General features: G+C 72.2%; 26 protein-coding genes and 1 pseudogene. 12 read left to right on the forward strand and 15 right to left on the reverse strand.

Annotation, left to right across the window (positions count from 1 at the left end):
- Positions 1–94: 94 nt before the first annotated feature.
- On the reverse strand, positions 95–1,471 hold the full coding sequence (locus ABGB11_RS34565; RefSeq protein WP_347639689.1) for an alkaline phosphatase D family protein: 1,377 nt from the start codon (positions 1,469–1,471) through the stop codon (positions 95–97).
- Positions 1,472–1,580: 109 nt separating this feature from the next.
- The gene (locus ABGB11_RS34570) at positions 1,581–2,486 is read right to left on the reverse strand and encodes a hypothetical protein (protein ID WP_347639690.1); all 906 of its coding nucleotides are present in this window, start codon (positions 2,484–2,486) and stop codon (positions 1,581–1,583) included.
- 369 nt (positions 2,487–2,855) lie between these two features.
- On the opposite strand from ABGB11_RS34570, the gene ABGB11_RS34575 reads away from it, so the two are divergent.
- The 4 genes and pseudogenes from ABGB11_RS34575 to ABGB11_RS34590 all read left to right on the forward strand — a co-directional run bounded on the left by ABGB11_RS34575 (position 2,856) and on the right by ABGB11_RS34590 (position 4,083).
- Positions 2,856–3,014, forward strand: a complete 159-nt coding sequence (locus ABGB11_RS34575; RefSeq protein ID WP_347639691.1) for a hypothetical protein — start codon at positions 2,856–2,858, stop codon at positions 3,012–3,014.
- A 42-nt stretch (positions 3,015–3,056) separates the two neighbouring features.
- Positions 3,057–3,665, forward strand: a pseudogene (locus tag ABGB11_RS34580) (AfsR/SARP family transcriptional regulator).
- Positions 3,632–3,820, forward strand: a complete 189-nt coding sequence (locus tag ABGB11_RS34585; RefSeq protein ID WP_347639692.1) for a hypothetical protein — start codon at positions 3,632–3,634, stop codon at positions 3,818–3,820. The pseudogene ABGB11_RS34580 and the gene ABGB11_RS34585 overlap by 34 nt, the downstream one beginning before the upstream one ends.
- Positions 3,817–4,083: a hypothetical protein gene (locus ABGB11_RS34590; protein ID WP_347639693.1), complete on the forward strand. Its 267-nt coding sequence runs from the start codon at positions 3,817–3,819 to the stop codon at positions 4,081–4,083. The genes ABGB11_RS34585 and ABGB11_RS34590 overlap by 4 nt, the downstream gene beginning before the upstream one ends.
- Before the next feature lie 31 nt (positions 4,084–4,114).
- Here the strand turns inward: ABGB11_RS34590 and ABGB11_RS34595 are convergent, their stop codons facing one another.
- The 4 genes from ABGB11_RS34595 to ABGB11_RS34610 all read right to left on the reverse strand — a co-directional run bounded on the left by ABGB11_RS34595 (position 4,115) and on the right by ABGB11_RS34610 (position 7,382).
- The gene (locus ABGB11_RS34595; RefSeq protein ID WP_347639694.1) at positions 4,115–4,771 is read right to left on the reverse strand and encodes an NUDIX hydrolase; all 657 of its coding nucleotides are present in this window, start codon (positions 4,769–4,771) and stop codon (positions 4,115–4,117) included.
- Complete coding sequence (locus ABGB11_RS34600) at positions 4,768–6,291, reverse strand: hypothetical protein (RefSeq protein WP_347639695.1); 1,524 nt, start codon at positions 6,289–6,291, stop codon at positions 4,768–4,770. Before ABGB11_RS34600 ends, ABGB11_RS34595 begins: the two co-directional genes overlap by 4 nt.
- Positions 6,292–6,455: 164 nt before the next feature.
- A complete protein-coding gene (locus tag ABGB11_RS34605; protein ID WP_347639696.1) occupies positions 6,456–6,857 on the reverse strand; it encodes a PPOX class F420-dependent oxidoreductase in 402 nt (133 codons plus the stop codon).
- A gap of 18 nt (positions 6,858–6,875) precedes the next feature.
- Positions 6,876–7,382, reverse strand: a complete 507-nt coding sequence (locus tag ABGB11_RS34610; RefSeq protein WP_347639697.1) for an NUDIX domain-containing protein — start codon at positions 7,380–7,382, stop codon at positions 6,876–6,878.
- 153 nt (positions 7,383–7,535) lie between these two features.
- Here ABGB11_RS34610 and ABGB11_RS34615 point away from each other — a divergent pair, with 153 nt between their 5' ends.
- Both ABGB11_RS34615 and ABGB11_RS34620 read left to right on the forward strand, forming a co-directional pair.
- A complete protein-coding gene (locus tag ABGB11_RS34615; protein ID WP_347639698.1) occupies positions 7,536–7,814 on the forward strand; it encodes a PGPGW domain-containing protein in 279 nt (92 codons plus the stop codon).
- A 921-nt stretch (positions 7,815–8,735) separates the two neighbouring features.
- Positions 8,736–9,512 (forward strand): SGNH/GDSL hydrolase family protein, encoded by a 777-nt coding sequence (locus ABGB11_RS34620; protein WP_347639699.1) that lies wholly within the window; start codon positions 8,736–8,738, stop codon positions 9,510–9,512.
- Here the strand turns inward: ABGB11_RS34620 and ABGB11_RS34625 are convergent.
- On the reverse strand, positions 9,458–10,627 hold the full coding sequence (locus ABGB11_RS34625) for a Cmx/CmrA family chloramphenicol efflux MFS transporter (protein ID WP_347639700.1): 1,170 nt from the start codon (positions 10,625–10,627) through the stop codon (positions 9,458–9,460). The two genes, ABGB11_RS34620 and ABGB11_RS34625, sit on opposite strands and share 55 nt — an antisense overlap.
- Before the next feature lie 263 nt (positions 10,628–10,890).
- On the opposite strand from ABGB11_RS34625, the gene ABGB11_RS34630 reads away from it, so the two are divergent.
- Positions 10,891–11,463 (forward strand): TetR/AcrR family transcriptional regulator, encoded by a 573-nt coding sequence (locus ABGB11_RS34630; protein WP_347639701.1) that lies wholly within the window; start codon positions 10,891–10,893, stop codon positions 11,461–11,463.
- A complete protein-coding gene (locus ABGB11_RS34635) occupies positions 11,453–12,262 on the forward strand; it encodes an amidohydrolase family protein (RefSeq protein WP_347639702.1) in 810 nt (269 codons plus the stop codon). Before ABGB11_RS34630 ends, ABGB11_RS34635 begins: the two co-directional genes overlap by 11 nt.
- Before the next feature lie 18 nt (positions 12,263–12,280).
- Here the strand turns inward: ABGB11_RS34635 and ABGB11_RS34640 are convergent, their stop codons facing one another.
- Positions 12,281–13,327: a lysylphosphatidylglycerol synthase domain-containing protein gene (locus ABGB11_RS34640; RefSeq protein ID WP_347639703.1), complete on the reverse strand. Its 1,047-nt coding sequence runs from the start codon at positions 13,325–13,327 to the stop codon at positions 12,281–12,283.
- 105 nt (positions 13,328–13,432) lie between these two features.
- Entirely contained in the window at positions 13,433–14,020 is a 588-nt protein-coding gene (locus ABGB11_RS34645) for a TIGR03086 family metal-binding protein (RefSeq protein ID WP_347639704.1), read from the reverse strand.
- A gap of 150 nt (positions 14,021–14,170) precedes the next feature.
- Between ABGB11_RS34645 and cqsA the strand changes: the two genes are divergently transcribed.
- Complete coding sequence (gene cqsA / locus ABGB11_RS34650; protein ID WP_347639705.1) at positions 14,171–15,337, forward strand: alpha-hydroxyketone-type quorum-sensing autoinducer synthase; 1,167 nt, start codon at positions 14,171–14,173, stop codon at positions 15,335–15,337.
- On the opposite strand, the gene ABGB11_RS34655 is transcribed toward cqsA, so the two are convergent.
- The 4 genes from ABGB11_RS34655 to ABGB11_RS34670 all read right to left on the reverse strand — a co-directional run bounded on the left by ABGB11_RS34655 (position 15,334) and on the right by ABGB11_RS34670 (position 19,315).
- Positions 15,334–16,245, reverse strand: a complete 912-nt coding sequence (locus tag ABGB11_RS34655; protein WP_347639706.1) for an oxygenase MpaB family protein — start codon at positions 16,243–16,245, stop codon at positions 15,334–15,336. The two genes, cqsA and ABGB11_RS34655, sit on opposite strands and share 4 nt — an antisense overlap.
- Before the next feature lie 102 nt (positions 16,246–16,347).
- On the reverse strand, positions 16,348–17,535 hold the full coding sequence (locus ABGB11_RS34660) for a beta-ketoacyl synthase N-terminal-like domain-containing protein (RefSeq protein ID WP_347639707.1): 1,188 nt from the start codon (positions 17,533–17,535) through the stop codon (positions 16,348–16,350).
- A 108-nt stretch (positions 17,536–17,643) separates the two neighbouring features.
- Positions 17,644–18,702, reverse strand: coding sequence for a low specificity L-threonine aldolase (locus tag ABGB11_RS34665; protein ID WP_347639708.1), 1,059 nt, complete (start codon positions 18,700–18,702; stop codon positions 17,644–17,646).
- 52 nt (positions 18,703–18,754) lie between these two features.
- Complete coding sequence (locus ABGB11_RS34670; RefSeq protein WP_347639709.1) at positions 18,755–19,315, reverse strand: hypothetical protein; 561 nt, start codon at positions 19,313–19,315, stop codon at positions 18,755–18,757.
- 522 nt (positions 19,316–19,837) lie between these two features.
- Here ABGB11_RS34670 and ABGB11_RS34675 point away from each other — a divergent pair.
- Positions 19,838–21,277, forward strand: coding sequence for a GAF domain-containing protein (locus tag ABGB11_RS34675; RefSeq protein ID WP_347639710.1), 1,440 nt, complete (start codon positions 19,838–19,840; stop codon positions 21,275–21,277).
- Here the strand turns inward: ABGB11_RS34675 and ABGB11_RS34680 are convergent.
- On the reverse strand, positions 21,237–21,998 hold the full coding sequence (locus tag ABGB11_RS34680; RefSeq protein WP_347639711.1) for a histidine phosphatase family protein: 762 nt from the start codon (positions 21,996–21,998) through the stop codon (positions 21,237–21,239). The genes ABGB11_RS34675 and ABGB11_RS34680 overlap by 41 nt on opposite strands.
- A 74-nt stretch (positions 21,999–22,072) precedes the next feature.
- Here ABGB11_RS34680 and ABGB11_RS34685 point away from each other — a divergent pair, with 74 nt between their 5' ends.
- Together ABGB11_RS34685 and ABGB11_RS34690 are read left to right on the forward strand one after the other, a co-directional pair.
- On the forward strand, positions 22,073–22,438 hold the full coding sequence (locus ABGB11_RS34685) for a hypothetical protein (protein WP_347639712.1): 366 nt from the start codon (positions 22,073–22,075) through the stop codon (positions 22,436–22,438).
- 136 nt (positions 22,439–22,574) lie between these two features.
- Positions 22,575–22,982 carry a hypothetical protein gene (locus tag ABGB11_RS34690; RefSeq protein ID WP_347639777.1) on the forward strand — a complete coding sequence of 136 codons (408 nt, stop codon included), beginning with the start codon at positions 22,575–22,577 and terminating at the stop codon, positions 22,980–22,982.
- A 210-nt stretch (positions 22,983–23,192) separates the two neighbouring features.
- On the opposite strand, the gene ABGB11_RS34695 is transcribed toward ABGB11_RS34690, so the two are convergent.
- Positions 23,193–23,957: a nuclease-related domain-containing protein gene (locus ABGB11_RS34695; protein ID WP_347639713.1), complete on the reverse strand. Its 765-nt coding sequence runs from the start codon at positions 23,955–23,957 to the stop codon at positions 23,193–23,195.
- Between the last annotated feature and the right edge of the window lie 123 nt (positions 23,958–24,080).

The following is a 24,080-nucleotide window of genomic DNA, read 5'->3' on the forward strand; positions in this document are numbered from 1 at the left end:
TTTGTCACACAAAGCAACGATCACGGCGGCCGTCTCGCATGTCCGGCACTCCACCCGATCGTGATCATCCCGGGCGCCCCGCCGACCAGCAGCATCATCCCCACAGCCACGATCTACAGCTGCCGTAGCTGATCGATTTTTTGGTGATCTCCGCGCCTACGACGCGGGACGCGGGGTCGGCGAAGTCGGGTTTCAGGTCGCAGACCCAGGTGGCGTGCCGGTCGCCGGTGAGGACGACCGGGTTCGCCGTCCGGCCGGAGCCGAAGAAGTCCAGCAGGCGCCGGCGTTGCGCGCGATAGCCGTCCCAGTTGTCGAAGTCGTAGACCTGCTCGGGGCCGGCCATGCGGTCATTGGACGCCCACATCACCTGGTTGGCCAGCAGGTTCCAGCGGGTGCCGGAGCGGGACATGCCGTCCACCAGCCACTTCTCCTGGGCGGCGCCGGTCATGGTGCGGGTGGGGTCCTCGGCCTCGGCGAGCGTGGCGGGCTGGTCGCTGCGGTACTGGCGAGTGTCGAGGACGTGGACGGTGGCGAGGCGGCCGAAGGCGAGCCTGCGGTGCAGCCGCATGTCGATGCCGCGCGGACAGGTGGACCGGCGGAGGGGCATGTGCTCGTAGTACGCCTGGAACGCGGCGGCACGGCGGGCCAGGAATGCGGTGTGCGGCTGCTGGTCCGGGTCCTGGGGGATCTCGTCGGCCCAGTTGTTGTCGAGCTCGTGGTCGTCCCACGTCGTGAGCCAGGGGAAGGCGGCGTGCGCGGCCTGGAGGTCGGGGTCGGTTTTGTACTGCGCGTGCCGGTTGCGGTAGTCGGCGAGCGTGTAGGGCTCGTCGGTGCCCTCATGGGTGCGGACGGTCGTGGTTCGCGGGACGGATTCGTAGATGTAGTCGCCGAGGAAGGCAACGAACGCCAGGTCTTCCTGCGCCAGGTGGTGGTAGGCGGTGAAATAGCCGTCCTGCCAGTTCTGGCAGGACGCGAGGGCGAACTTCAGCCGACGTTTGACGGCCCCAGGCGATGGTGCCGTGCGGCTGCGGCCGGTGGGTGACAGCTCCCCGTCGACCCGGAACCGGTAGAAGTACTCGCGGTCGGGATGCAGGCCGCCGACCTCCACGTGCAGCGCGTGTCCCTGGGCGGGGCGCGCCGTCTCGGTGCCGCTTGCGCGGATCCGGTGGAAGCGTTCGTCTTCGGCGACCTGCCACGCCACCGGGACGGGACGGTCGGGCATGCCTCCGCCGTCGACGGGACGGGGCGCCAGCCGCGTCCACAGCACGAAGCCGTCGGGCGACGGGTCACCGGACGCCACCCCGAGCGTGAACAGGCCACGCGGCAACGGGACGCCGCCGTACGAACGGACCGCGGCGACCGCCCCGTCCTGCCCCGGCAGCGCGGGGCCCAGCAGGACGTGGCCGGCGGCCAGCGCCGAGGCCGCTCCGCCGGTGGCGAGGAACCGGCGGCGAGGAAACTGTTCCGACATACACCCTCCCTGTGATCGACACAGGAGGATGGCCCGGTGGTGGTTAACGGGGGCAGGTGCGCATGCCGACGCGGAAGCGACAACAGCGCGAACAACGCCCAGAGTGGTGCTAGCGTTCTGAACGGGCGCCGCCGCGCGTGAACACCGGGAATGACAGGCCGGCGGCCGCGGTGTTCGGTCCCACGCGCACCGCTACCCGGATGGCTCCGGCCTTGGTCGTCGGGAACTGGCCCTTGGGCGCGCAGCGCGACAGATACGCCAGCCCTTGCTCCAGGTGCGTGCGCGGGCCCGGGTCGAGGTGGCGGGCCCACGAGGGCTCTGTTTCCTGGCGTAGCCAGGCGTAGCAGGCCATCGCATACCCGAACTCAGGTTCGGTGAGATATCCGACCCGTGAATAGCCGTCGTTGCGGGCGGCGTTCAGCGCGCGTTCGTCGAGATAACCGAGGGGCCGGACGGAGAAACCCGGTGTGCCGTCCGCGAATCTCAGTGCGGCGTTCGTGCTGAAGATCCCGAAACCGAAATAGACGGTGAGGAGATCGGTCAGCCGTTCGTGGTCCTTGCGCCCGGTCGTGATGCGCCCTTCCCCGAGGAGCCGGACGTGGCACAGTTCGTGGGCGGTGATCGCCGTCAGGTACTCGGCGTCGGACGCCTCGCCGACGTCCAGCCCGATGACCGGCCGGCCGTCGCGGACGTAGTAGTGCCCGACCGCGCGCTTGCCGTCCTTGTCCTCCTCGTCCCGCAGGTCGAAGAACTCCACGGTCAGGTCGGACGGCTCCAGCGACATGACCGTGCACACGCCGGCGATCAGGCGGTTGATCTGCCGCGGCGTCCCCGTGTACCCGGACGCCAGGCTCGGCCCTGGAAGGACGATGCCGCCGAGCAGCGGCTCCCGGCCGAACTCGCTCGCGAACCACGTCATCGATGCCTCGATCCACGCCTGCTGCGGTGCGCCGACCGGGCAGTCCTCCTTCTTCACCCGCAGCCAGGGACGGGTTTCCTCCGCGTTCTCGTTCATCGCTCTCCCGATGGTCATGCCGGACGGAGCGTCTGTGCGGCGGACCGTTTCCGGCGTCGGCTGAAAGAGATGCACGAGCTCCGCGGGGTGCGCCCGGGGAAGAGGGGCGGCGCTCGGCTTCGCCGGATTCTGATGGCTTCTCGACTCACCTGTCAACAACTGTGAAAGAAATGCATGGGTGGTGGAGCTGAAATGGGACGAGCCGGATTCGCCTGCGGTGTGAACAGGTGGACGAGCGGGAGGACGGCGGGGCCCCGCTCCGTCGTGCCTCCGCGCGCCGGGTGGCCGGATGCGGGTGTTCGCTGGACAATGCGGCCTGCTGATGGCATGCATTCAGCAGGTCCGCCGCCGTCCTGAGATGAGGGGTCCATGCCCGACGTCGCCTTCTCGGTGCTCGGGTCGGTCGAGGCGAACGTCGGTGACCGGACGGTGGCTCTGGGCGGCGGGAGGCAGCGGGCCCTTCTGGCGGCGCTGCTGCTGAGCGCCGGCCGTGTGGTGTCCGTGGACCGGCTCGTGGACGAGTTGTAGGTGAGCGCGCCGTCCTCCGCCCGTACCCAGGTGCACACGCTGGTGCACCGGGTCCGGCGGGCGCTGGGTGAGGCGGCGGAGCTGCTGGAGACGCGTCCGCCCGGATACCTGCTGCGCACCGGGGCGGCGCAGGTTGATCTCGCCGTTTTCGCCGACCTTGTCGACCGGGCCAGGGCGCACGTCGGGGTGGGTCGTCTGGCGGAGGCGGCCGATGCCTTCCGGGAGGCGCTCGGCGTCTGGCGTGGTCCCGCACTGGACGGGGCGGACGGGGCGTTCGTCCCGCGTGAGGCCGCGCGGCGATAGAGCAGTGCCTCGCCGTCGAGCTGGACCTCGGGCGGCATGGGGCGATCGTGGCGGAGCTGGCCTCGCTCGTTGACGAGCACCCTTCGCGAGGAACTGCGGGCAGGGTTGATGCTCGCCCTCTACCGCTGCGGCAGGCGTTCGGAAGCGCTCCAGGCCTTCCGCGACGGCTGGACGCTGCTGATCGAGGAGACGGGCCTGGAACCGGGCGAACGGCTCCGCGATCTTCATGAGGCGATCCTCAGGGACGAGGTGGAGCCCTGGCGCACCGAACCGGACCCGCCGCCGAGTCCGCCCGAGCCCGAGCCCGACCGTACGTGCGCAACACGCTCCAGTCGGACCGGTGGCTGACGCCGCCGCGTGCGCCGCAGGTGACCGGGCGGCGCGGCTACGACCCGGCGGGCGCCGCCAGCCTGATGCGGACCACGCTGATCGCGGAGATGTTCCGCGGGCAGCGGAGCCTGCTGATCAGCCCGGAGACGAAACCCGCGCGGGGGAGCGGATGAGCGTCTACTCCATCGCCTGCGAGGTGGCGCAGTGCCTGGCCAAGTCGCCCGAGGCCCGCCGCCGCGCACTCCAGGTGTATCCGGGCGACGCGATGTTCACCGCCGAACTCTGGGTGGACGGCCACGACCGCCCGCGCCGGCTGACGGTCAACAGCGAGTTCATCACCGGGAAGAACAAGATGGGCCTGTCCGTCGACTTTAAGGCGGCGTTCGTCTTCCACGACATCGGCACACCGCAGCAGATCACCGCCCCGGAGAACTGACGCACATCTGGGCGGCGCCGAAGCCATTCGGTCACGCAGGACCGTCCTGCCCGGAGAACGGAGGCAAAGCGCGTTGCTTGGCGTGCAGGATCGCGGCCATCGTGAACGAGTCGGTTATCTCGCCTTGCCCGAGCATGAGATCGAGCCGTTGCGACGAGACCAGTTCGATGTGGTCGATGCCCTCCTCGCGGATCGAGAAGTCCGGCCGGCCGACGGCGGCCCAGAACAGACCGACCTTGCTTCCCGCGACGCCGGTGTCGGCGTAGACGTCCCCGAGGAACTCGACCGATTCGGCCGGGACGCCGATCTCCTCCTCCACCTCCCTGCGCGCGGTCTTCTCCGCGGGCTCGCCCGGCTCGGGAAATCCCCGCGGGATCTCCCAATGCCATTGGCGCGTGGCGTGCCGGAAATGCCGCAGCAGGACGATCCGGCCGTCATGGACGGGGAGGACGGCCGCCCCGGCGTGGCCACCGGAATGCAAGGCCCGGAGGTAACCGCCGGTCCGGCCGTCCGGGAATGCGACGGGGTCCCGTAGCAGGGTGAGGTACTGGTCCCGGTAGCAGATCCCGTACGGGCCGCCTTCGGGTGGGAACTCGTCCAGAATCACGCTCCCGGCGCCGGGCGGATTGGCGAACAGATCCGGCCGGCTCCGGCGCAGCAGGTCGTACTCCTCGAAAGGCGTGGTCATTCACCCTCATTCGACAGGTCGGCGCCGTCGTCCACAGAACCTCGCTCGACCGCCTGCCTGGACAGGAAGCCGATCAGTTTCCTGGCCTCCCGGTACGGGTCTTCCATCCGCATGTCCAGCAACTGTGCCGTGGTCTCGATCCGGTGACGCGTTCTGCTCGCCAGGAACCTGCCCAGGCCGAGGCGCAGCGTAACCCGGGCCACGCGGGTCCCCGCGAGGCTGGCGACCTCCCCGGCCACCTCGTAGGCGACGGCGTCGCCCGGCATGTACAGGACGTTGACGGTCACGGCCCCGATGTCGATGGCGATTTCCGTCAGCCCGCCGAACCGCCCGCCGGAACGGTCGTTGCGGACCTCCTCCGCCTTCCGGAGCATCGCGAGATAGGCCCGGCTGATCTCGACGACACCGGTGCCCGGATCGGCCAGGGCCTGGATGGAGGGCGCGTTGATGACCCTGGCGAGCGCCGTCTTGTACGCGTGCCATTCCGGTTCGTTGCGGACCCGCCACGTGTCGGCCAGGGAAAGGCGGTCGAGGGTCGGCACCGCTTCGAGAAGGCCCTGCACGTCCTCGAAGCTCAGGTTCCGCAGAAGCCTGATCAGCTCGTCGGCGTCCGTCGACTCGGTCGCCGCGCCGTCTCGCCGCCGGCGGACCTGCGCCAGCCCCTCCTGTAAGGCGGTGCGGCGCGGCGAATTGCTCGGCGTCAAGGCGAAGACGTCGACCGCGTCGGCGAGGTTCGTGGCGTATTTCAGGTCGACCAGCTGTTTCACGATGGGCATGTGCGGCAGGCCGGCGTCGTACTGCCGCTCCGCGACGTTCCCGCCGTCTCCGACGACGAATCTCTCGTAGAGCCTCTGCCGCACCACGGGCCGCCCGGCGTCCAGCTCGTCGAACGCCCATCGCGCGACCTCCTTGAGACGTCCGAGGGCGCTCTTGGCCTCTTCCTCGTCCAGGCCGAAATCGCGCTGCAGCGCCGGCACCTTGAAATGGAGGAAACCCGTGAGGAACTCGCCGAACGTCCGGTTCATCTCCTCGGCGAGCAGAGCGTTCTCGGTGTCGTCCCAGGACAGCCTCAGGCACGACATGGCGGTGCTCTCCGCCATCCGCCGCCACGCCTCGATGCCCTCGGTGACCTGGAAATGCGGGCCGGCCGTGGGCAGCGGCCCGTCCTCCGACAGCAGCATCGGAATGATCACGCCGCTCGCCAGCATCTCCCGGAACGCCTTCTGGTCCGGGCCCTTCTTCGCGTAGTCCTGGTAGACCTGCGGGTTGTTGTAGAGAAAGGCGCGGTTGATGAGCACCTTCTCGGCGTTCAGCAGGGCCCGCAGGTACTCCCGCCGTGATCTTCGCGCCTGCTTCTCCAGCACATCCCGGCCGACCCGGCCCGCCCTGAGCGCCTCGCCGAGAAGATCGCGATCGAACCACTGATTGTCCAGCGACTGCGGTACCGCGGTGATGGTCTGGCGCAAGTCCGCGGAGATCAACCGGGTGAAGCTGACGTCCCCAACGTTGCCGACCGGCATAGAACCCCCTTGGCTGCGGAAACAGCTCACACCCTAGGCGGGAAGGCCGCCGGTGCCGCGGGAAAATCGGGCGCCGACCGGCCGTGGCCAAAGGTGACGGCGCACGCTGAACAGATGTATGCCGCAGCGGTGTGGTTCCTTTGCCGAATTCCTTACCGGCGTGGTCAGCCGACGACGCGTTTGATCATTCCATCGGCGTCCGGGTCGATGCCCCAGGTGAAGACGGTGCGCGGGTGGATGCGGATGACGTCGGCGGTCACATGCGCATCCTGGCCCGCGTCCACTACGGCGGTCTCGGCACGTCCGCGGATCTCGACGCCGCGCACGCGCCACGGCGTGATCGAGGCCAGGTCGTCGACGACGAACGCCACCCGGTCGTTGTGGCGAAGGTTGCGGTACTTGCGGCTCTCGGCGAGCCTGTATCCGCGGATATCGATGGTGCCAAGCTCGGCGTTGTAGCTGAACCCGACGGGATTGTTCTGCGGGTCGCCCTTCGGGCCCACCGTGGCCAGCCGGCCGAGCCGCTGCCCGGCGAGGTACTCGCGTTCAAGATCGGTAAGGCTCATGGTGCCCAGCCTGTAACCTCAACCTCCCTTGAGGTCAAGCGCGCCGATCACGGCGCGCAGGCGCGGGGACATCGCGTCCGGCAGCGCGTCGAGCGGGTACCAGCGCGCTTCGAGGATCTCCGCCGCGTCCAGGTCGAGCCGCCCGCCCACGATCCGCGCCTCGTAGTACGCCTCGACGCGGTGCCGGAAGCCGCCGGCCAGCCCCAGCGGCCGCGGAACGACCTCGACTTCAAGGGACGTCTCCTCGCGCACCTCGCGCCTGACCCCGTCCTCAGGCCGCTCGCCCGCGTTGACGTACCCGCCCGGCAGGCCCCACGCCCGGTACTCGGGCCACAGCCGGTGCCGCAGCAGCAGGATCCGGCCCTCGTCGTCCTGGACGATCCCGCCCGCGTACAGCAGGAACGTGTCGTGCCGCAGCCGCGCGAGCCGCCACTGCACCCGCCCGCCCAGCCGCCTCCAGACCCGCGCGACGATCCGGCCGAGGCGCCCGCGCAGCCGGCGCGGCACGCCGACCGGGATTCTCATGATCGAATGCTAGCCCTCGCCGTCCCCGCGGCCGGACGAACGCCTGCGGCCGGCACCGCGCGGGACGTGGTCCTCGTCACACTCCCCGTGATCGGGATCCAGCGGCGGGCCCGGCTCGTCCCACAAGGAAACGCAGACGAACCGGGAGGCTTTGTGACCACGACCGCGATGGAACCGACGGCCGAGAGCGCATCGGCTCCGGAGAGCCGCTCGCCGCTCCGGCTCCTCCGGAAGGTCGGCGTCGCGATCGCGGGCGTGGCCCTGATCGTCGCCGGCTGCGTCATGCTCGTCCTGCCGGGCCCCGGCATCGTCGCGATCCTCGCCGGCCTGGGCCTCCTCGGCACCGAGTTCCCCACGGCCCGCCGCCTCAGCACCCGCCTGAACGCCTACGCCCGCACCGCCTGGAACAAACTCCGCCGCAAGAGGCCCTGACGTGGACCACACCCGCTTCGCGGATCGCCGCGAGCGCCGTGGCGGTTCCGACGGAAGGCGTCGCGTGAACCGCCGCGGTCATGAAGGACCTTCAAGGCGACCTGGCGGCCGTCCGCATCCTCGGCGAGGTAGACGACGCCCTGACCGCCTTCTCCCAGGCGCCCCGTCAGGCGGTAGCGCCCAAGGCTCTCAGGGTCTCGGGACGTCAAGGGCCTGCTCGCCGTCATGCCAGGCCCCAGCGGTTGGACGCTGAAGAGGGATGCACCTGTGGCTCGACCTTCCTTCGTACCGCAAACTGCGGAAGCGCTGGGAGCCATGGCGCGCCCGACCTTCGTCACGTTGCTGGACGGCCGACGAGCCCTGAGCGTTTACCGACGTGCGAGAACAGTGATGGCTCGCCCGGCCGCGCCCACCCGGGGGCGAGGGTTACATCATTTTCGGGTGGGGTGGGAGTTTTACGAAATTTGATCGTGGGTTGGAGATTGTTATCTCTGTCTGCGGGCGTGGGTGGGGTGGGTTTCTGGCTGCGTTGACTGCTGCGGAGTTCTTCTTGTGAGTGCGGCGCCAGGGGTGGTGTTCGTGCTTGGAATCGTGGGCGGCGGTCGTGATTGCTGAGATTCTCTGCCTTCGGGAGGTCGGCCTGTACCTGCGGGAACCCGGGTGGCAGGTGGAGGTTACAGGGACGGGTGTGGTCACCGGGGCCACCGGGATCTGTCGTGGAATGGTTGTTGCCTCTTGTGGGTTGACGGGCTGAGATTCTCGTATATTTCGGATTTCAATGGCGAATAGTGACAAATAGTGTTGATCAGTCGGTGGCTTGGGGGAATGGCGGTACGGGTATGAGTGGGGCAACCGAATTCCGCCCGTCGCTCCGGAGTGCAGATGCGTCCATCCCGCCCCTGTCTGTCCGCTTTCGGTGCGGTGACCATCGCCGCCGCCTCTCTGCTGTGGGCCGGGTCCGCCTCGGCGGCCGCCACCAACTACGTCGCACTGGGGGACTCCTACTCGTCCGGCACGGGGGCCGGGAACTACGACCCCGGCAGCGGGTCGTGCAACCGCAGCGCCAACGCCTACCCGAAGCTGTGGGCGGCGGCGCACGCCACCGACTCGTTCAAGTTCGTGGCGTGCTCGGGGGCGACGACCGCGAGCGTCGCGAGCGGGCAGCTCGGGGCGCTGTCGTCTTCGACGACGCTGGTGAGCCTCACCGCCGGGGGCAATGACGCGGGCTTCGCCAACGTCATGCAGACGTGCGTCCTGGAGTCGACGTCAAGCTGCCAGAGCAGGGTCGCGCAGGCCGAGAGCTACATGCGCAACACCCTTCCCGGCCGGCTCGACTCCCTGTACTCGCAGATCCGGTCCAAGGCCCCGTCCGCGCGCGTGGTGGTGCTCGGCTACCCGCGCCTCTACAAGATCGTCGACGTGTGCGTGGGGCTGAGCAACGCCAAGCGCACCGCCCTGAACGGCGCCGCCGACACCCTCGACGGCGTCATCGCCTCGGCCGCGGGCCGCGCCGGGTTCGTCTGGTCGGACGTCCGGGACGAGTTCGCCGGGCACGAGCTGTGCTCCGGGGACGACTGGCTGAACGCGGTGACGATCCCGATCGGGTCGTCCTACCACCCGACCGCGCTCGGCCACCGGTCCGGCTACCTGCCCGCCATGACCGGCTCCGCCCGCCTGGCCCTGAAGAAGCTGGCCTGACCGGCGAGCAGCGCGATCGCGCCGGCCATCAGCAGCGCGCTCACCCAGACGGGGGAGCGGTAGCCGAGGCCGGCGCCGATCGCGGTGCCGCCGAGCCACGGGCCGATCGTGCCGCCGACGTTGAACGCGGCCGTCGCGAACCCGCCCGCCAGCGTCGGCGCGCCGGCCCCCTGGTCGAGGACGCGCGCGATCAGCGCGGGGCCCGTGCCGAACGCCAGCATCCCCTGGACGAAGACGAGCGCGACCGCCGGCGCGGGATGCGCCGCCGCCAGCGCGAGCGCGGCCCATCCGGCGGTCAATGACGCCATACCGCCCGCGATGAGGGCCGCCGGGCGCCGGTCGGCGATGCGCCCGCCGAGGGTGACGCCGACGAAGGACCCGACCCCGAACAGTGCCAGCAGCGCCGGCACCCATGCGGAGCCCAGGCCGGTGACGTTCGTGGCGAGTGGCGCCAGGTAGGTGAAGGTGCAGAACGTCGCGCCCTGGAACAGCGCGTTCACCGTGAGGGTGAGCAAGAGCCGGCCGTCGGCCAGCGCGCGCAGTTCCTGACGGGCGCCGCCCGCCGACGGGCGCTCCTCCGGGATCGCCTTGGCGATGGCGGCGATGGCGGGAAGAGAGACCAGCGCGACCGCCCAGAAGGCCGCGCGCCAGCTCCACGCCTCGCCGAGCAGCGCGCCGGCGGGCACGCCCGCGACGCAGGCGACGGTGACGCCGCCGACCACGACCGAGGTGGCGCGGGCGCGGGCGGCGGGGGGTGCGAGCGCGGTCGCGGTGGTGAGCGCGACGGCCCAGAACCCGGCGTTGGCCAGCGCCGCGACGACGCGGGTGGCCAGCAGCAGAGCGTAGCTGGTGGTGAGCGCGCCGATCACGTGCACGGCGACGAAGACGCACAGGAACGCCAGCAGCGCCCGGCGGCGTGGCCACCGCCGGGCGAGCAGCGTCATCGACGGCGCGCCGATCACCATGCCGATGGCGAAGGCCGAGGTGAGCAGGCCGGCGGCGGGGATGGAGACGTGCAGGTCGGCGGCGATGCCGGGGACGAGCCCGGACAGCATGAACTCCGAGGTGCCCTGGGCGAACACGGCCAGCCCGAGGACATAGACGGCGAAAGGCAAGGGAGACTCCCGAGACGGCGAACAGGACGGCTGACCGGTGGGGGCTGTGCCGGGATGGCCGTCCGGTGTCGTCACGGACGGCGGTGGCGGAAGGAGATCCCTCGCGTCAGAGGGCGAGGACAGCCCGCCTCGGGCGGCCCGCAGGAAGGGGGCCGCCGGGAGTCAGCGTCTATCCGACTCGGGGCTGGACATGGTCCTCAGGCTAGCAGCGGCCGCGACCCGGGTTGACAGAACATTGTTCTGGAGTGCTAGAATAATGTTCTATGACGGAGGCGGGGCGGGCCCGGGTGCTGCGGGCGGCGCTGGAGCTGTTCGGGCGGGACGGGGTCGCCGGCACGACGCTGAGCGGGCTCCGGACGGCGAGCGGGGTCAGCGTCGGGAGCTTCTACCACCACTTCGCCGGCAAGGAGCAGGTGGCGGAGGCGCTGTTCGTGGAGTGCGTCTCGATGTACCAGGACGCCTTCCTCGCCGAGCTGAAGGCGCATGACGGGGCGCGCGAGGCGGTGACCGGCGTCGTCGCCTTCCACGTCCGGTGGTGCAGGGAGAACCCCGGCCGGGCGCGGTTCATGTTCACCGAGCGTCCGGCGGGGAGCGAGGCGCTGGCCGCGCGCAACAGGATGTTCTTCCGCGAGGTCCGCGGCTGGTGGCGGGTCCATGCGCGCCACGGCGCGCTGGCCGACGTGGACGCGGTGACCGCGTTCGTCCTCTGGCTCGGTCCCGCGCAGGAGCTGTGCCGGATGTGGTTGAACGGGCAGGCCCCGGAGCCGGACGCCGGGCAGGCCGGATGGCTGAGCGAGGCCGCGTGGCGGTCGGTGGGAGGCGAACATGCTGGTTGACGCGTGGATGCAGCACGGGACGGTCCGGTTCCTGCAGCACGAGATGCTGGATTCGCTGTGGCGGTGGACGGGGCAGCGTCCGCCCGAGGAGGAGATCCCGGTCGCGGCGACGGTCGCGGCGATGGACGCCGGGGGAGTGGACGTCGGCCTGATCAGCGCCTGGTACGGCCCGGAGGGCGACCTGGTGAGCAACGACGAGGTGGCGTCGTTCGTCGAGCAGGCCCCGGACCGGCTCGTCGGGATCGCCTCCGCCGACCTGCGCAAGCCCATGGAGGCGGTGCGGGAGCTCCGGCGGTGCGTGCGCGAGCTGGGGTTCAAGGGCCTGCGCGTGGTTCCGTGGCTGTGGGAGCTACCGCCGACGGACCGCCGCTACTACCCGCTGTTCGCCGAGTGCGTGGAGCTGGGCGTCCCCTTCTGCACGCAGGTCGGCCACACGGGCCCGCTGCGTCCGAGCGAGACGGGACGGCCGATCCCGTACATCGACCAGGTGGCGCTCGACTTCCCCGAGCTGGTCATCGTCGGCGGCCACATCGGCTACCCGTGGACGGAGGAGATGGTCGCGGTGTGCCGCAAGCATCCGAACGTCTACATCGACACGTCCGCGTACACGGTGCGGAGGTACCCGCCGGAGCTCGTCCGGTACATGACGCAGGACCGCCACCACAAGGTCATGTTCGGGACGAACTACCCGATGATGACCGCCGAGCGGGCCCTCGCGAGGCTGGACGACCTCGGCCTCGGCGAGACCGCGAAGGAGGCGTTCCTCGCCGGCAACGCCCGGAGGGTCTTCGGCCTTTAATGATCTACAACGTAAAGGTCAGCGCCGGAGCGTCCGGCACGCGAGGATCCCCAGGGGGACCGGCGCCCAGAAGGTGATCGCGCGGAACAGCAGGACGGCGTGCAGGGCGGGGCCGGTGCCGATGTCCAGGGCGGCGAGCGCGGCGACGAGCGCGGCCTCGGTGGAGCCGACACCGCCGGGCGTCGGGATGGCCGAGCCCGCCGCGGCGCCCACCAGGTAGGCGGCGACGAGGGCGAGGGCGTCGGCCGGCCCCGCCGCCGTGCCGGGGATGGCGAGGACGCTGAGGGTGAAGGCGAGGCCGAGGGCGAGCGTCGTCCCGGCGGACGCGCCGAGGACGACCGCGAGGTCGCGCGGGCGGCGGCACAGGTCGGCGAACCCGGCGGCGGCCCGGCGGGCCGGGCCGGAGCGGAGCGCGCGGCGGCCCCACAGCACCGCGGCGGGCAGCAGCACGCCGCCCGCGACGAGCAGCGGGAGGGGCGGGACGAGGTCGGCGGCCTGGGCGGCGTGGTGGCCGAGCGCGTCCAGCATCCGGTCGTTGGCGGCGCCGGGCAGGAGCACGGTGCCGAGCCCGAGGACGGCGCCCATCAGCAGCAGGTCCGCGGGGAGGCCGGCCACCTGCAGGACGGCCACCGCCACGGCGGCCCGCGGGAGCGGCAGCCCGCGGCAGACGAGGTAGCGGGTGTTCACGGCGACGGCGCCGAGGCCGCCCGGGGTGATCCGGTTGGCGGCGGACGCGGTGAACTGCGTCATCGTCGTCGCGACCAGCGGGAGCGGCCGGCCCGCCGCCCCGCGCAGCGCGATCGCCGAGAAGACGTAGTGCAGCAGGGACAGCAGTACCAGCGGCGCGAGGAAGACCCACCGCATGTGGCCGATCGCCGCGGCGGCCGGCCGTAGCGGGCCGGCCGCCACGAGCGCGGCCGCGGCAAGGGTGGCCGCCAGGACTCCGAGGACGGCCCAGCGGGCCCCGCGGGTCCGCGGGACGGAGGGGAGGGCGGGGGCGTCGACGCCAATTCCGGTGACCTTGGCGGACGCCGCGGTTTCTGCGGGGGCGGCGATCGTCTCCACACCTCAGTGGTCGGCTACTCGATTGAAGAGTATGCGACCTCTGGCACCCCTGGACGCGAACGTTGGGTGACCTGTGATCCACAAAGCGCGCAGGTCACGTGCGGATCAGGCCGTCCAGCCGGGCTCGCGGCCGAGGTGGCGCAGGAGGGCGGCGACGTCGTCCTGCCCGGTGTGGGGGAGGGCCGCGGCGTAGGCGCCGTACTGGCGCAGCGGCTCCACGATCTTCCGGGCGACGCCGAGCAGCGTCCGTGAGATCTCGGGGGTGAGCGGGGACGGGCGGCCGGTGGCGACGGCGATGTCCCAGGCGTGGACGGCGGCGTCGAGCGCGGCGGCCCCGGCGCCGGTCTCGGGCGCGAGGGAACCGGGCGGCACGGGGACGGGGACCACGGCGGCGTCGCGGCCGATGGTCGCCCAGGCGGCGGCGCAGGCGGTCAGGGACGGCTCCAGCAGGTCCATCGCTGAGCCGTCGAGCGTGCCGGACGGCTGGAACGGGTCGTAGCCGGGGCCGGGCTCGCCGGTGATGGCGGCGGCGAAGGCGAGCTGGTCGCCGGCGGCGTGCTGGACGACCTGGGCGACGTCCCACCGGCTGCACGGGGTCGGACGGCCGAGGTCCTGGTCGGAGAGGCCGCGGACGGCGGTGCGCAGCATGTCGTGGGCGGTGTCGAGGACGGCCCGGCCGGAGGTCTGGTTCATGCCACCGATTCTATCAGAACGGAATGATTCGTTCCACTCGAACTTTTCTCCGCGCCACGGCCCCTTGGTCCACTCCCGAGATTCTTTTCACACTATGATTAGGGGCCGCTACAGGACGTGACCAAGGTTCGACGGGGGAGAGTGACGACCATGACCAGCGCTCACCAGCGGCTGGGCGAACGCATCAGGGTGTTCCGGGGCACGCGGGGCGGACGGCGGCCGGCCACCGCGAAGGCCCCCGGCGACCGGGCGATCATGCTGACCTGTAGCGACTACCTGGGCCTGGCCGAGCATCCGGCGATCACCGAGGCCATGATCGCCTGCCTGCGCGCGTCGGAGGGCGCCGCGCAGGCCCCCGGCCCCTGCCTGCCCGAGGACCACCCGCAGGTCGTCCTCGGCGAGCACGTCGCGCGGCACATGGGCGCGCGGGCCGGGGTGCTGTGCCCGTCGGGGTGGGCCGCCAACACCGGGCTCCTCCAGGTGGTCGCCGGGCCGGACGTCCCGGTCTACCTGGACGTCCTCGCGCACATGTCGCTGTGGGAGGGGGCGCGGGCGGCGGGCGCCGAACTGGCCTACTTCCGCCACAACGACCTGGACCACCTGCGGCGGCGGATCGAGGTGGGCGGTTCGGGGGTGATCGCCGTGGACGCCGTCTACAGCACCGACGGCTCGGTGTGCCCGCTGGCCGGCCTCGTGGAGGTGGCCGAGGAGTACGACTGCCTGCTGGTGGTGGACGAGTCGCATTCGCTCGGCACGCACGGGGAGCGCGGCGCGGGGCTGGTCGCCGCGATGGGGCTGACGGGGCGGGTCGACTTCCGCACCGCGAGCCTGGCGAAGGCCCTGCCGGGCCGGGCGGGGCTGATCACCTGCGACCGTCCCGGCTTCGCCGACTACTTCGCGCACACCGCGCTGCCCGCGGTGTTCAGCTCGACCCTGCTGCCGCACGACGTGGCGGGCCTCGCGGCGGCGCTGAAGGTCGTCCGCAAGGAGGGCTGGCGCCGGGACCGCCTGCGCGCCGTCACGGCCCGGCTGCGGGACGGCCTGACGAGCCTCGGCTACCGCCTCGTCAAGTCCGACTCGCAGATCATCGCCCTGGAGACCGGCTCGGAGGCCGACGCGACCATGCTGCGGGACGCGCTGGTCCGCCGCGACATCTTCAGCGCGGCGCTGTTCCCGCCGTCGGCATCGGTGGGACGCACCCTGGTGCGCCTCTCCGCCCATGCCGCGCTGAGCGACGACGACGTCTCCCGGATCCTCGCGGCCTGCGCGGAACTCCACCCCCGGCTGGCCGTCCCCGCGTCGGCCCCCGCGGGCTAGGCGGCGGGCTGGTAGCGGCTCTGGCGGGTCTGGGCGCCGATGTAGCGGAGCATGCTGCGCAGGGCCCAGTGGTTGAGGCCGGTGGGCATCATTCGGTAGCCCTGCCGGTTGGCCAGGGCGAGGGCGGCGAACCGGGCCTGGTCGAGCGGCGACCAGGGGATGTCGAACCGCTCCCGGACGAGCGGCGGCAGGCAGCCGAAGGTGATCAGGCGCAGCGGCCGCTCGATGACGAGGCGGCCCGCGCGGTCGAGGCGGGGGCCGCCGACGGGCAGCAGCGTGACGGTGTCCGAGCCGTGCTTGGCGATCTCCAGCGCGCGGGCGGCGGCCGGGGTGAGTTCGAGCGTCCTGGCGCAGATGTGCCAGAACTTGGACTGGAACGCGGCGTAGTCGGCGGGGACGGGACGCATGCTGACGCCGTAGCGGGAGTACCAGGTGACCGTCTCGGCGTACATCTGCTCGTGATCCTCGGCGGTGAGGGTGCCGGGGTGGAAGATCTCGGCCGCCTTGAAGATCTCCCAGGTGAAGGTGGCGTGCGCCCACCAGAACGTCTCGGGTTCGAGGGCGTGGTACCGGCGGGCGTGCTCGTCGACGCCGCCGATGGCGCGGTGCAGGTCGCGGATGGCGCGGGCGCGGGCGGCGCCGTCCGGGGTGAGGATCGTCGCCCAGATCTGCGGGACGGACCGGTGGATCCGCTCGAAGGGGGCGTCGAAGAACGCGGAGTGCTCGCCGACCCCGGCGCCGATGCCGGGATGCATGAGCTGCATGAGCCCGGCGGCGGCGCCCGGGAGCAGGGAGCGCATGTCGGCGGCGTGCCGCCACAGCAGCGTTCCGGGAACGAGCGGGGCGTGGGGGACGGTGCGGGGAGCCGCGGCGGTGGCGACCGACGGGGGTGAGGACGAGGCGGGCATCGCACCTCCAGACCAGCGATCACTCGACCCCAGAGTAACGCGGATGAGACAAGAGTCAAAGATTGTCACACGTCCAAACCCGCTCCGAACGCACCGAGTGGACTAACTCTTCTTGTACACCGCTACCGCGCAGGCGCTGCCCAGGCCGATGTTGTGCTGGAGGGCGACGCGGGCGCCGCCGACCTGGCGGTCGCCGGCCTTGCCGCGGAGCTGCCAGGTGAGTTCGGCGCACTGGGCGAGGCCGGTGGCGCCGAGGGGGTGGCCCTTGGAGATCAGGCCGCCGGACGGGTTGACGACCCATTTCCCGCCGTAGGTGGTGGCCTGGTCGTCCACGAGCTTGTGGCCTTCGCCGACGCCGGCCATGCCGAGGGCCTCGTAGGTGATGAGCTCGTTGGCGCTGAAGCAGTCGTGGAGTTCGATGACGTCGACGTCGTCGATGGTCACCTGGGCCTCGTCCATGGCCTTCCGGGCGGCGCGCTGGGAGACGCCGAAGCCGACGACCTGGATGGAGGAGTTGTCCTCGAAGCTCTCGGGGGTGTCGGTGGCGATGTGGTGGCCGGCGATCTCGACGGCCTGGTCCCACAGGTCGTGCCGGTCCAGGAACCGCTCGCTGACGACGAGCGCGGCGGCGGCGCCGTCGGAGGTGGGGGAGCACTGCAGCTTGGTGAGCGGGTCGAAGATCATCGTGGCGTTCTTGACGTCGTCGAGCGTGTACTCGGTCTGGAACTGCGCGTAGGGGTTGTTGACCGAGTGCTTGTGGTTCTTCCAGCCGATCCAGGCGTAGTGGTCGGGGGTGGAGCCGTACTTCTCCATGTGCTCGCGGCCGGCGTTGCCGAACATCTGCGGCATGGGCGCCTTGTCGAGCTCCCATTCGCGGCCGGCGGTCATGGAGCGCAGGTGGTGGTCGATGATGGTGACCTTGGACTCGCCCATGCCGGCGCCGAGGGAGCCCTTCTTCATCTTCTCCATACCGAGGGCGAGGGCGCAGTCGGCGAGCCCGCCGCGGACGGCCTGGCGGGCGAGGAACAGGGCGCTGGAGCCGGTCGCGCAGGCGTTCATGACGGTCATCACGGGGATGCCGGTCATGCCGGTCTCGTAGAGGGCGCGCTGGCCCATCGACCCGTACATCGAGCCGGCGTAGGCCATCTCGATGCCGTCGTAGCCGACGCCGGCGTCCGCCAGGGCGTTGCCGACGGCCTCCTTGGCCATGTCGGGGTACTCCCAGTCGCGGGAGCCGGGCTTCTCGAACTTGGTCATGCCCACGCCGACGACGAAGGTGCGGTTGGCCATGGGGCTCGCCTCCTGTAACCGAATCCAGTTCGGTACACGATAACGCGCCGGGCCGCGCGGCGGCGGGCGGCCTCCCGATGGCCGGGACGCCCGCGCCGGGCCGCCTGGTCAGGCGGACGCCTCCTCGGCGAGCGCTGCGGCGAACGCGTCCACGTCGTCCGGGGTGGTGTCGAAGGAGCAGACCCAGCGGACCTCGCCGGTCGACTCGTCCCAGGTGTAGAAGGGGAACCGCTTGCGCAGCCGCCCGGCCACGTCCCCGGGCAGGATCGCGAACACCGTGTTGGCCTGCACGGCCTGCGTGACCCGGACGCCGGGCACGGTGCGGGCGGCGGCCTCCAGGCGGCGGGCCATCGCGTTGGCGTGCCCGGCGTTGCGCAGCCACAGGTCGCCGTCCAGCAGCGCGACGAGCTGCGCGGACACGTACCGCATCTTGGACGCCAGCTGCATGCTGGACTTGCGCAGGTACGCCAGGCCGCGCACCGCGTCCGGGTTCAGGACGACGACGGCCTCGCCGAGCAGGAGCCCGTTCTTGGTGCCGCCGAAGGACAGCACGTCCACGCCCGCGTCGGTGGTGAGGGCGCGCAGCGGCAGGCCGAGGGACGCGGCGGCGTTGGCGATCCGGGCGCCGTCCATGTGCACGGTCAGGCCGCGCTCGTGCGCCGCCGCCGCGACGGCCGCGGTCTCCTGTGCGGTGTAGACGGTGCCGAGCTCGGTGCTCTGGGTGATCGACACGACGGCGGGCTCGCGCCGCTGGATGTTGCCGAAGCCGGTGGCGTGCCGCTCGACCATCTCCGGTGTCAGCTTGCCGTCCGGCGCCGGAACGGTCGCCAGCTTCAGCCCGGCGATCTTCTCGGCGGCGCCGCACTCGTCGGTGTTGATGTGCGCGGACTCCGGGCAGACCACCGAGCTCCACCGCTCCGACAGCGCCTGCAGCGACACGACGTTCGCGCCCGTCCCGTTGAACACGGGGAACACCTCGGCCTGCGTGCCGAAATGCCGCCGGACGACCTCGCGGAGCCGCGCGGTGACGACGTCGTCGCCGTAGGCGGGCTGGTGCCCGTCGTTGACCTCGGCCAGGGCGGCGAGGACGTCCGGGTGGACGCTCGCCTGGTTGTCGCTGGCGAAACCGCGTGTCGCGGGCGGGCGGGATTCGGGCGGCAGAGTCATGCGTCCATTGTCCAGGACGCCCGGTTTCCGGCCTGCCAGGGGAGTGCCGCGCTCAGGCCGGGCGGTCGGTGATGTTCTGCACGGGCGCGGTCTCGGCCGGCGGCGGCTCGGCGGCGCGCAGCGCCATCCGGGCGCGCATCGCGTCGAGGTCGTCGCCGAACCTGGCCACGGTGGACTGCAGGTCGCGCCACAGCCCGGTGCGCTGCTCCAGCTGGGCGAGCTTGGTGCGCAGCTCGCCGATGCGCCGCTCGGCCGACTCCAGCCGGGCCTCGTGGCCGGCGGTCTCGCGGCCGGTGCGGATCAGGCTGGTCGCGACGGCCGCCAGGTCGCGCTCGGTGTCGTCCATCCGCTCGTCGATGCGGGGCAGCAGCCGGTCGTTGAGCTGGCCGACGAGCGAGTCGAGCTCGGTGCGGATCGCGCGCACCTCGGTGCCCTGGTCGCGGACGGCCTGCTCCAGGACCGCCACGCGCTCGATATAGTCCGGCAGGAGCCGGGCGAGCCGCGCCGACCGTTCCAGATCCCGTCCCGCTCTGACGAGAAGGCCGGCGCCTTCGCGCAGATGGCGCTCCGCCTCGGCGGCGGCGCGGCGGACGAGACCTGGGATCATGGTCATGGCGCTCCCTCCACGGGGCGGGCGGCTGGAATCTCCTTAAACTGTAGGCGAACCGACCGTGAACCTTTTGTGAACTCAGGAGTTTATTCAGGGGAGCGGACGTGCTTTCGGACGGGCCTCGGACGCGGGCCCGGGGCGGCCGGCGCGCCGCAGGCGCACAGGCCCCGACGGACGATGAGCCAGGCGCGTTCGGCGGTGTAGTCCGTCCGGCTCAGGGCCGGGCGGACGCGGTGGCAGGTCAGGCAGAGCATGCGTTCCGACGTCCTCCCCATAGTGCGGGGAGCGGCGCCGCCCCGCACGCATTCCCCCCGGACGCGCACGAGGCGGCGGGACCCTTGGGACGGCCCGTCGGCTCCCCGGCAGCGACACGGTAGGCGCCGCCACGTTGCATGCAGGTTGCGACCGTCTCATCACTCTGTGTGTCCGAATCCGGCCGGGAGAGATCCCGGGAATCGGTTGCGCCGCCGCCGGGGTTGGACCGATCCTCAGACGGCCGAGGGTCTCCGCGGGAAAGGGCTGATCGTGGTGCACGAGGCGGTGCCGGTCCGGCAGCCGATCGCCGAGTCGTGGCGCCGGTCCCGGGACGCCGGCGTCGACGCCGGGGTGGCGGCGGCGCCCCTGGTGTTCGACCGGGACGTCCTCGCCGACGCCCGCGCCGCGCACCCCCTCGAACGGCACCTGCCGATGCTGGAGGCGCTGCTGCGGCAGGTCGCCGACGAGACCGAGCACCTGATGGTGATCACCGACGAGACCGGCAACGCGCTGTGGACGCAGGGCCCGCCGGCCGTCAGCCGCGCCGCCGACGCGATCGGGCTGACCGAGGGCTTCCGCTGGGCGGAGGACGCCGTCGGGACCAACGGGATCGGCACCGCGCTCGCCACCGGCCGGCCCGAGTACGTCTACGCCGCCGAGCACGTCGCGCACGTCCTGCACGGCTGGTCGTGCGCGGGCGCGCCGGTCACCGACCCCGACAGCGGGCGGATCGTCGGGTGCATCGACGTCAGCGCCACGGTGGACACGCTGCATCCCGCGACCGTCGCGCTCGTCGCCGCCGCCGCGCGGCTGGCGGAGTCGCGGCTGGAGAACGAGATGCTGGCCCGGGACGAGCGGCTGCGCGAGCGGCTGCTGCCGCACCTGCGCGGGCTGCGCGGTGCCGGCGCCCTCGTCACCCCCACCGGCCGCATCATCGCGGGCGAGCGGCTGCGCGGCCGGCGCGTCCCCGTCCCGGAACCGGGCGGCACGGTCGTCCTGCCGGACGGGCGCACCGCCGTCGCCGAACCGCTCGGCGAGGCGTTCCTGCTGCGGCTGCCGGGCCTCGTCGGCCGGGTGGACACCGGCGCGCGGGCCGGCCGCGACGCCGCGGCGCCGCCCGCCGGCGACGCGCCGCTGCTGACCCTGACGCTCCTCGGCGCCGGGCAGCCGCACGCGCACCTGGACGGGCGCCGGTTCGACCTGACGCTGCGGCACGCCGAGATCCTCGCGCTGCTGGCGCTGCACCCGCGCGGGCTGAGCGGCGACCGGCTCGCGCTCTACCTGTACGGCGACGACGGCAGCCCCGCGACCGTCCGGCCCGAGATCCACCGGCTCCGCCAGCAGTTCGGCGGCATCGTCCGCGCCCGCCCCTACCGGCTCGGCTGCGCGGTGGAGGCCGACTTCCTCACCGTGCGGCGGCTGCTCGACGGCGGTGACGCCGCCGCCGCGGCCCGGCTGTACGGGGGCGAGCTGCTGCCGCTGTCCGACGCGCCCGGCGTCCGCGCCGAACGCGACGAGCTGGCGGTGCGGGTGCGGCGGCAGGTGGTCGACCGCGGCGGGGCCGAGGCGCTGTGGACCTACGTCCAGACCGAGCCCGGCCGCGCCGACCTGGAGGCGCTGGAGCGGCTCCGCGCCGTCCTGCCGCCGGGCGATCCGCGGCTCGCCGCGGTCAGCTCGCGCCGCGCCCGGCTGCTCGGCGGGGAGCCGTAGGCGCCGGCGTCCCCGTCAGGTGGGCGCAGTCGTTGTAGCAGACGGCGGCCAGGCCGGTGCCGTCGTGCCGCCACCGGGTGACCGAGGCGTTGGCGACCGGCTCCTTCTCGATCGCCATGACCTCCTTCTCGGTCAGCTCCTCGACCAGGTACCGGGTCATGACGACGATCGCGTCGTGGGTGACGACCAGGGCCCGCCCGCCGGGGGCGCCGTCCTGCAGGTCGCGGTAGAAGCTGCGCAGCCGCAGCGCGAGGTCGGCCCACGACTCGCCGCCGGGCGGCCGGTAGTAGAACTTGCCGAGGCGCCGCAGCCGGTCGGCCTCCTCCGGGAACCGGTTCTGGACGCCGCGGGCGGTCAGGCCCTGGAGCGCGCCCTGCTCCCGGTCGCGGAGCCGCTCGTCCACCTTGATCCGCACGCCGCCGGGGTCATGCGGGGCGGCGTAGGACGTCTGCGCGAGCGCGATCTCCGCGGTGTCGACGGTCCGCAGGTAGGGGGAGGCGATGACGACCGTGGGGCGCTCGTCCTCGGGGAGCGCGGCGAGCCAGCGGCCGAGCGTCGCCGCCTGCGCGCGGCCGGTGTCCGACAGCGGGACGTCGGCGTCCCGCTCGGGGATGCCGGCCTCCTCGGCGTCGGTGCCCTCCACCGCCTGGTAGGCGAGGTTGCCGGTGCTCTCACCGTGCCGGGTCAGGGTCAGCCACTGCAGCGCGTTCACGCCCGCCATGCTGCCATGCCCGGCGGGGTGCGGACGCCGGTGCGGTGACGCCGTCCTCTACAGCCGGTAGTACTCTCGGTGCCGTGACGGACGTCCTGGCCGCCGTGACCATCGCGGCCGCGCTGCTGACCGCCTGCTACGCCCTCGTGACCGCGCTGCGCGGCCGGGCGATGGGCGTCGCCGACCTCATCGCGCTCGGCGTCCTGGAGGCGCTGCTGATCGCGCAGGCCGTCGTCGCCGTCGTGAAGCTGTCCGGCGGCGACGGCCCGGACGGCCCCGCCACCTTCGTCGGCTACCTGGTCGGATCGCTGCTGATCCCCGTCGCCGGCGCCGGCTGGGGCCTGCTGGAGCGGACCCGCTGGGGGCCGGGCGTGATCGTCGTCGCCGGCCTGGCGGTCGCCGTCATGGTCGTACGGATGGACCAGCTGTGGAGCGGCACCGGTGCCTGAGCCCGAGCACGAGGACGTCCGGGAGCCCGCGGGCGGGAGGCCCGAGACCCGCGCGGGCGACGGCGCCCGCGCCGGCGCCGAGACCCGCGCGGGCGCCGCGGGCCGGCCCGGCGGCACCGCGGGCGGGCCGGGACGGCTGCTGGTCGCCGTCTACGCGGTCTTCGCGCTCGCGGCCGGTGCGCGGGCGGGCGTGCAGATCGCCACGAAGTTCTCCGACGCGCCCGTGGCCTACCTGCTGTCGGCGCTCGCCGCGGCCGTCTACGTCCTGGCGACGGTCGCGCTCGCGCGCGGCGGCCGGACGTCGTTCCGGATCGCCGTCGCGGCCTGCTCGACCGAACTGGCCGGCGTGCTGGTCGTGGGCACGCTCACCGTCACCGACGCCGCGGCGTTCCCCGACGAGACCGTCTGGTCCATGTTCGGGCGCGACTACGGGTTCGTGCCGCTGGTGCTCCCGGTCCTCGGCCTGCTGTGGCTGCGCCGCACCGCCCGCGAAGGTGGCGGAGCCTCCGCGGGCGGTGGGCGCCCTGTGAACGGCGGCGTGTGAGCCCCCCGGCCACAGGTGTTCAGAAGTCGGTCGCCGCGGCATGTCCTCGCTCCGCTCCGTCATGCGTGCCCGGTGTGGGGGGGCGACCCCCCACGCCCCCCGGCAAGTGCCGCGGCATGCCCTCGCTCCGCTCCGTCATGCGTGCCCGGTGTGGGGGGCGACCCCCCACGCCCCCCGGCAAGTGCCGCGGCATGCCCTCGCTCCGCTCCGTCATGCCGCGGCGGTCAGGTGGTGTCCGCCGATCGGCAGGGCGAGGACCGCGGCCCTGGTGATCGCCTCGACCTCCTCGGGCGACCGGTCGGCGACCGGGTTGCGGAGCATCCAGCGGATCAGCCGCAGCGGCGGCGCGAAGACGATGCCGTCGGCGGCGAAGGGCGACCGGACGAGCTTGCCGCCGTGCACGGCCAGCACCGGAGTCACCGGCACCGGCGTCTCCGCGACCCGGGAGATCGCCGCCGCGGCGGCCTCGGCCCGCGCGGTCAGCCCGGCGACGAGCTTGGACTGGGTGCGGCCGTCGACGAACAGCCTGCCGCCGTGCTGGGAGATCTCGGTGCCGGGGGCCCACGCCTCGTTGTGCACGAGCCAGACCCCGCCGGGCCCGATGACCAGCTCGTCCGCGGTGCCGTGCCCGGGGACCGCCCGCCCGTACAGGACGCGGTGACCGCGGCGCTCCAGCGTGTGGCGCAGGAAGCGGTTCATGCGCTCCTCGCCCCGCAGCCCGAGCCGCCACACCCGCGACGCGTTATGAATGCGCCAATGGACGAACGTGTCCGCGGACGCCACCAGAACGCCCATCAGGATTCCGAAAACGGGGTTGACGAGCATCGCGCACAACACGAGCGCCGCCGCCGACAGAAAGGCGCGCGTCCGCAAACGCCCCTTTTGGCCGCGCTGCCAGAGCTCCTCGTACACCGCCTGCGGTGAGCCGCCGGTGAAGGCCGGACGGTCCCTGAGATAGATGGAGCTGCCGAACATGGGAACCTCCCAGCACCTGCGATGACAGCCTCATTATGGGGAGGCTCCCGGCAATGGCGCTACGGTTCGCAAGGTGACTTAAATCAAACTCCGAAGTCAGTCCCGACCTTGACGGCATTGCGT

It is taken from the genome of Actinomadura sp. B10D3 (genome assembly GCF_039871695.1).
GTDB classification, from domain to species: Bacteria; Actinomycetota; Actinomycetes; order Streptosporangiales; family Streptosporangiaceae; genus Spirillospora; species Spirillospora madurae.

What these genes read in the sequence shown, in the direction of transcription:
- ABGB11_RS34610 (WP_347639697.1), bottom strand. Translation starts at nt 7,382, where the DNA reads ATGAGAATCCCGGTCGGCGTGCCGCGCCGGCTGCGCGGGCGCCTCGGC.
- ABGB11_RS34670 (WP_347639709.1), bottom strand. Translation starts at nt 19,315, where the DNA reads ATGACCATGATCCCAGGTCTCGTCCGCCGCGCCGCCGCCGAGGCGGAG.
- ABGB11_RS34680 (WP_347639711.1), bottom strand. Translation starts at nt 21,998, where the DNA reads ATGGCGGGCGTGAACGCGCTGCAGTGGCTGACCCTGACCCGGCACGGT.
- ABGB11_RS34590 (WP_347639693.1), top strand. Translation starts at nt 3,817, where the DNA reads ATGAGCGTCTACTCCATCGCCTGCGAGGTGGCGCAGTGCCTGGCCAAG.
- ABGB11_RS34660 (WP_347639707.1), bottom strand. Translation starts at nt 17,535, where the DNA reads ATGGCCAACCGCACCTTCGTCGTCGGCGTGGGCATGACCAAGTTCGAG.
- ABGB11_RS34655 (WP_347639706.1), bottom strand. Translation starts at nt 16,245, where the DNA reads ATGCCCGCCTCGTCCTCACCCCCGTCGGTCGCCACCGCCGCGGCTCCC.
- ABGB11_RS34635 (WP_347639702.1), top strand. Translation starts at nt 11,453, where the DNA reads ATGCTGGTTGACGCGTGGATGCAGCACGGGACGGTCCGGTTCCTGCAG.
- ABGB11_RS34630 (WP_347639701.1), top strand. Translation starts at nt 10,891, where the DNA reads ATGACGGAGGCGGGGCGGGCCCGGGTGCTGCGGGCGGCGCTGGAGCTG.
- ABGB11_RS34665 (WP_347639708.1), bottom strand. Translation starts at nt 18,702, where the DNA reads ATGACTCTGCCGCCCGAATCCCGCCCGCCCGCGACACGCGGTTTCGCC.
- cqsA (WP_347639705.1), top strand. Translation starts at nt 14,171, where the DNA reads ATGACCAGCGCTCACCAGCGGCTGGGCGAACGCATCAGGGTGTTCCGG.
- ABGB11_RS34645 (WP_347639704.1), bottom strand. Translation starts at nt 14,020, where the DNA reads ATGAACCAGACCTCCGGCCGGGCCGTCCTCGACACCGCCCACGACATG.
- ABGB11_RS34695 (WP_347639713.1), bottom strand. Translation starts at nt 23,957, where the DNA reads ATGTTCGGCAGCTCCATCTATCTCAGGGACCGTCCGGCCTTCACCGGC.
- ABGB11_RS34595 (WP_347639694.1), bottom strand. Translation starts at nt 4,771, where the DNA reads ATGACCACGCCTTTCGAGGAGTACGACCTGCTGCGCCGGAGCCGGCCG.
- ABGB11_RS34605 (WP_347639696.1), bottom strand. Translation starts at nt 6,857, where the DNA reads ATGAGCCTTACCGATCTTGAACGCGAGTACCTCGCCGGGCAGCGGCTC.
- ABGB11_RS34570 (WP_347639690.1), bottom strand. Translation starts at nt 2,486, where the DNA reads ATGAACGAGAACGCGGAGGAAACCCGTCCCTGGCTGCGGGTGAAGAAG.
- ABGB11_RS34600 (WP_347639695.1), bottom strand. Translation starts at nt 6,291, where the DNA reads ATGCCGGTCGGCAACGTTGGGGACGTCAGCTTCACCCGGTTGATCTCC.
- ABGB11_RS34575 (WP_347639691.1), top strand. Translation starts at nt 2,856, where the DNA reads ATGCCCGACGTCGCCTTCTCGGTGCTCGGGTCGGTCGAGGCGAACGTC.
- ABGB11_RS34565 (WP_347639689.1), bottom strand. Translation starts at nt 1,471, where the DNA reads ATGTCGGAACAGTTTCCTCGCCGCCGGTTCCTCGCCACCGGCGGAGCG.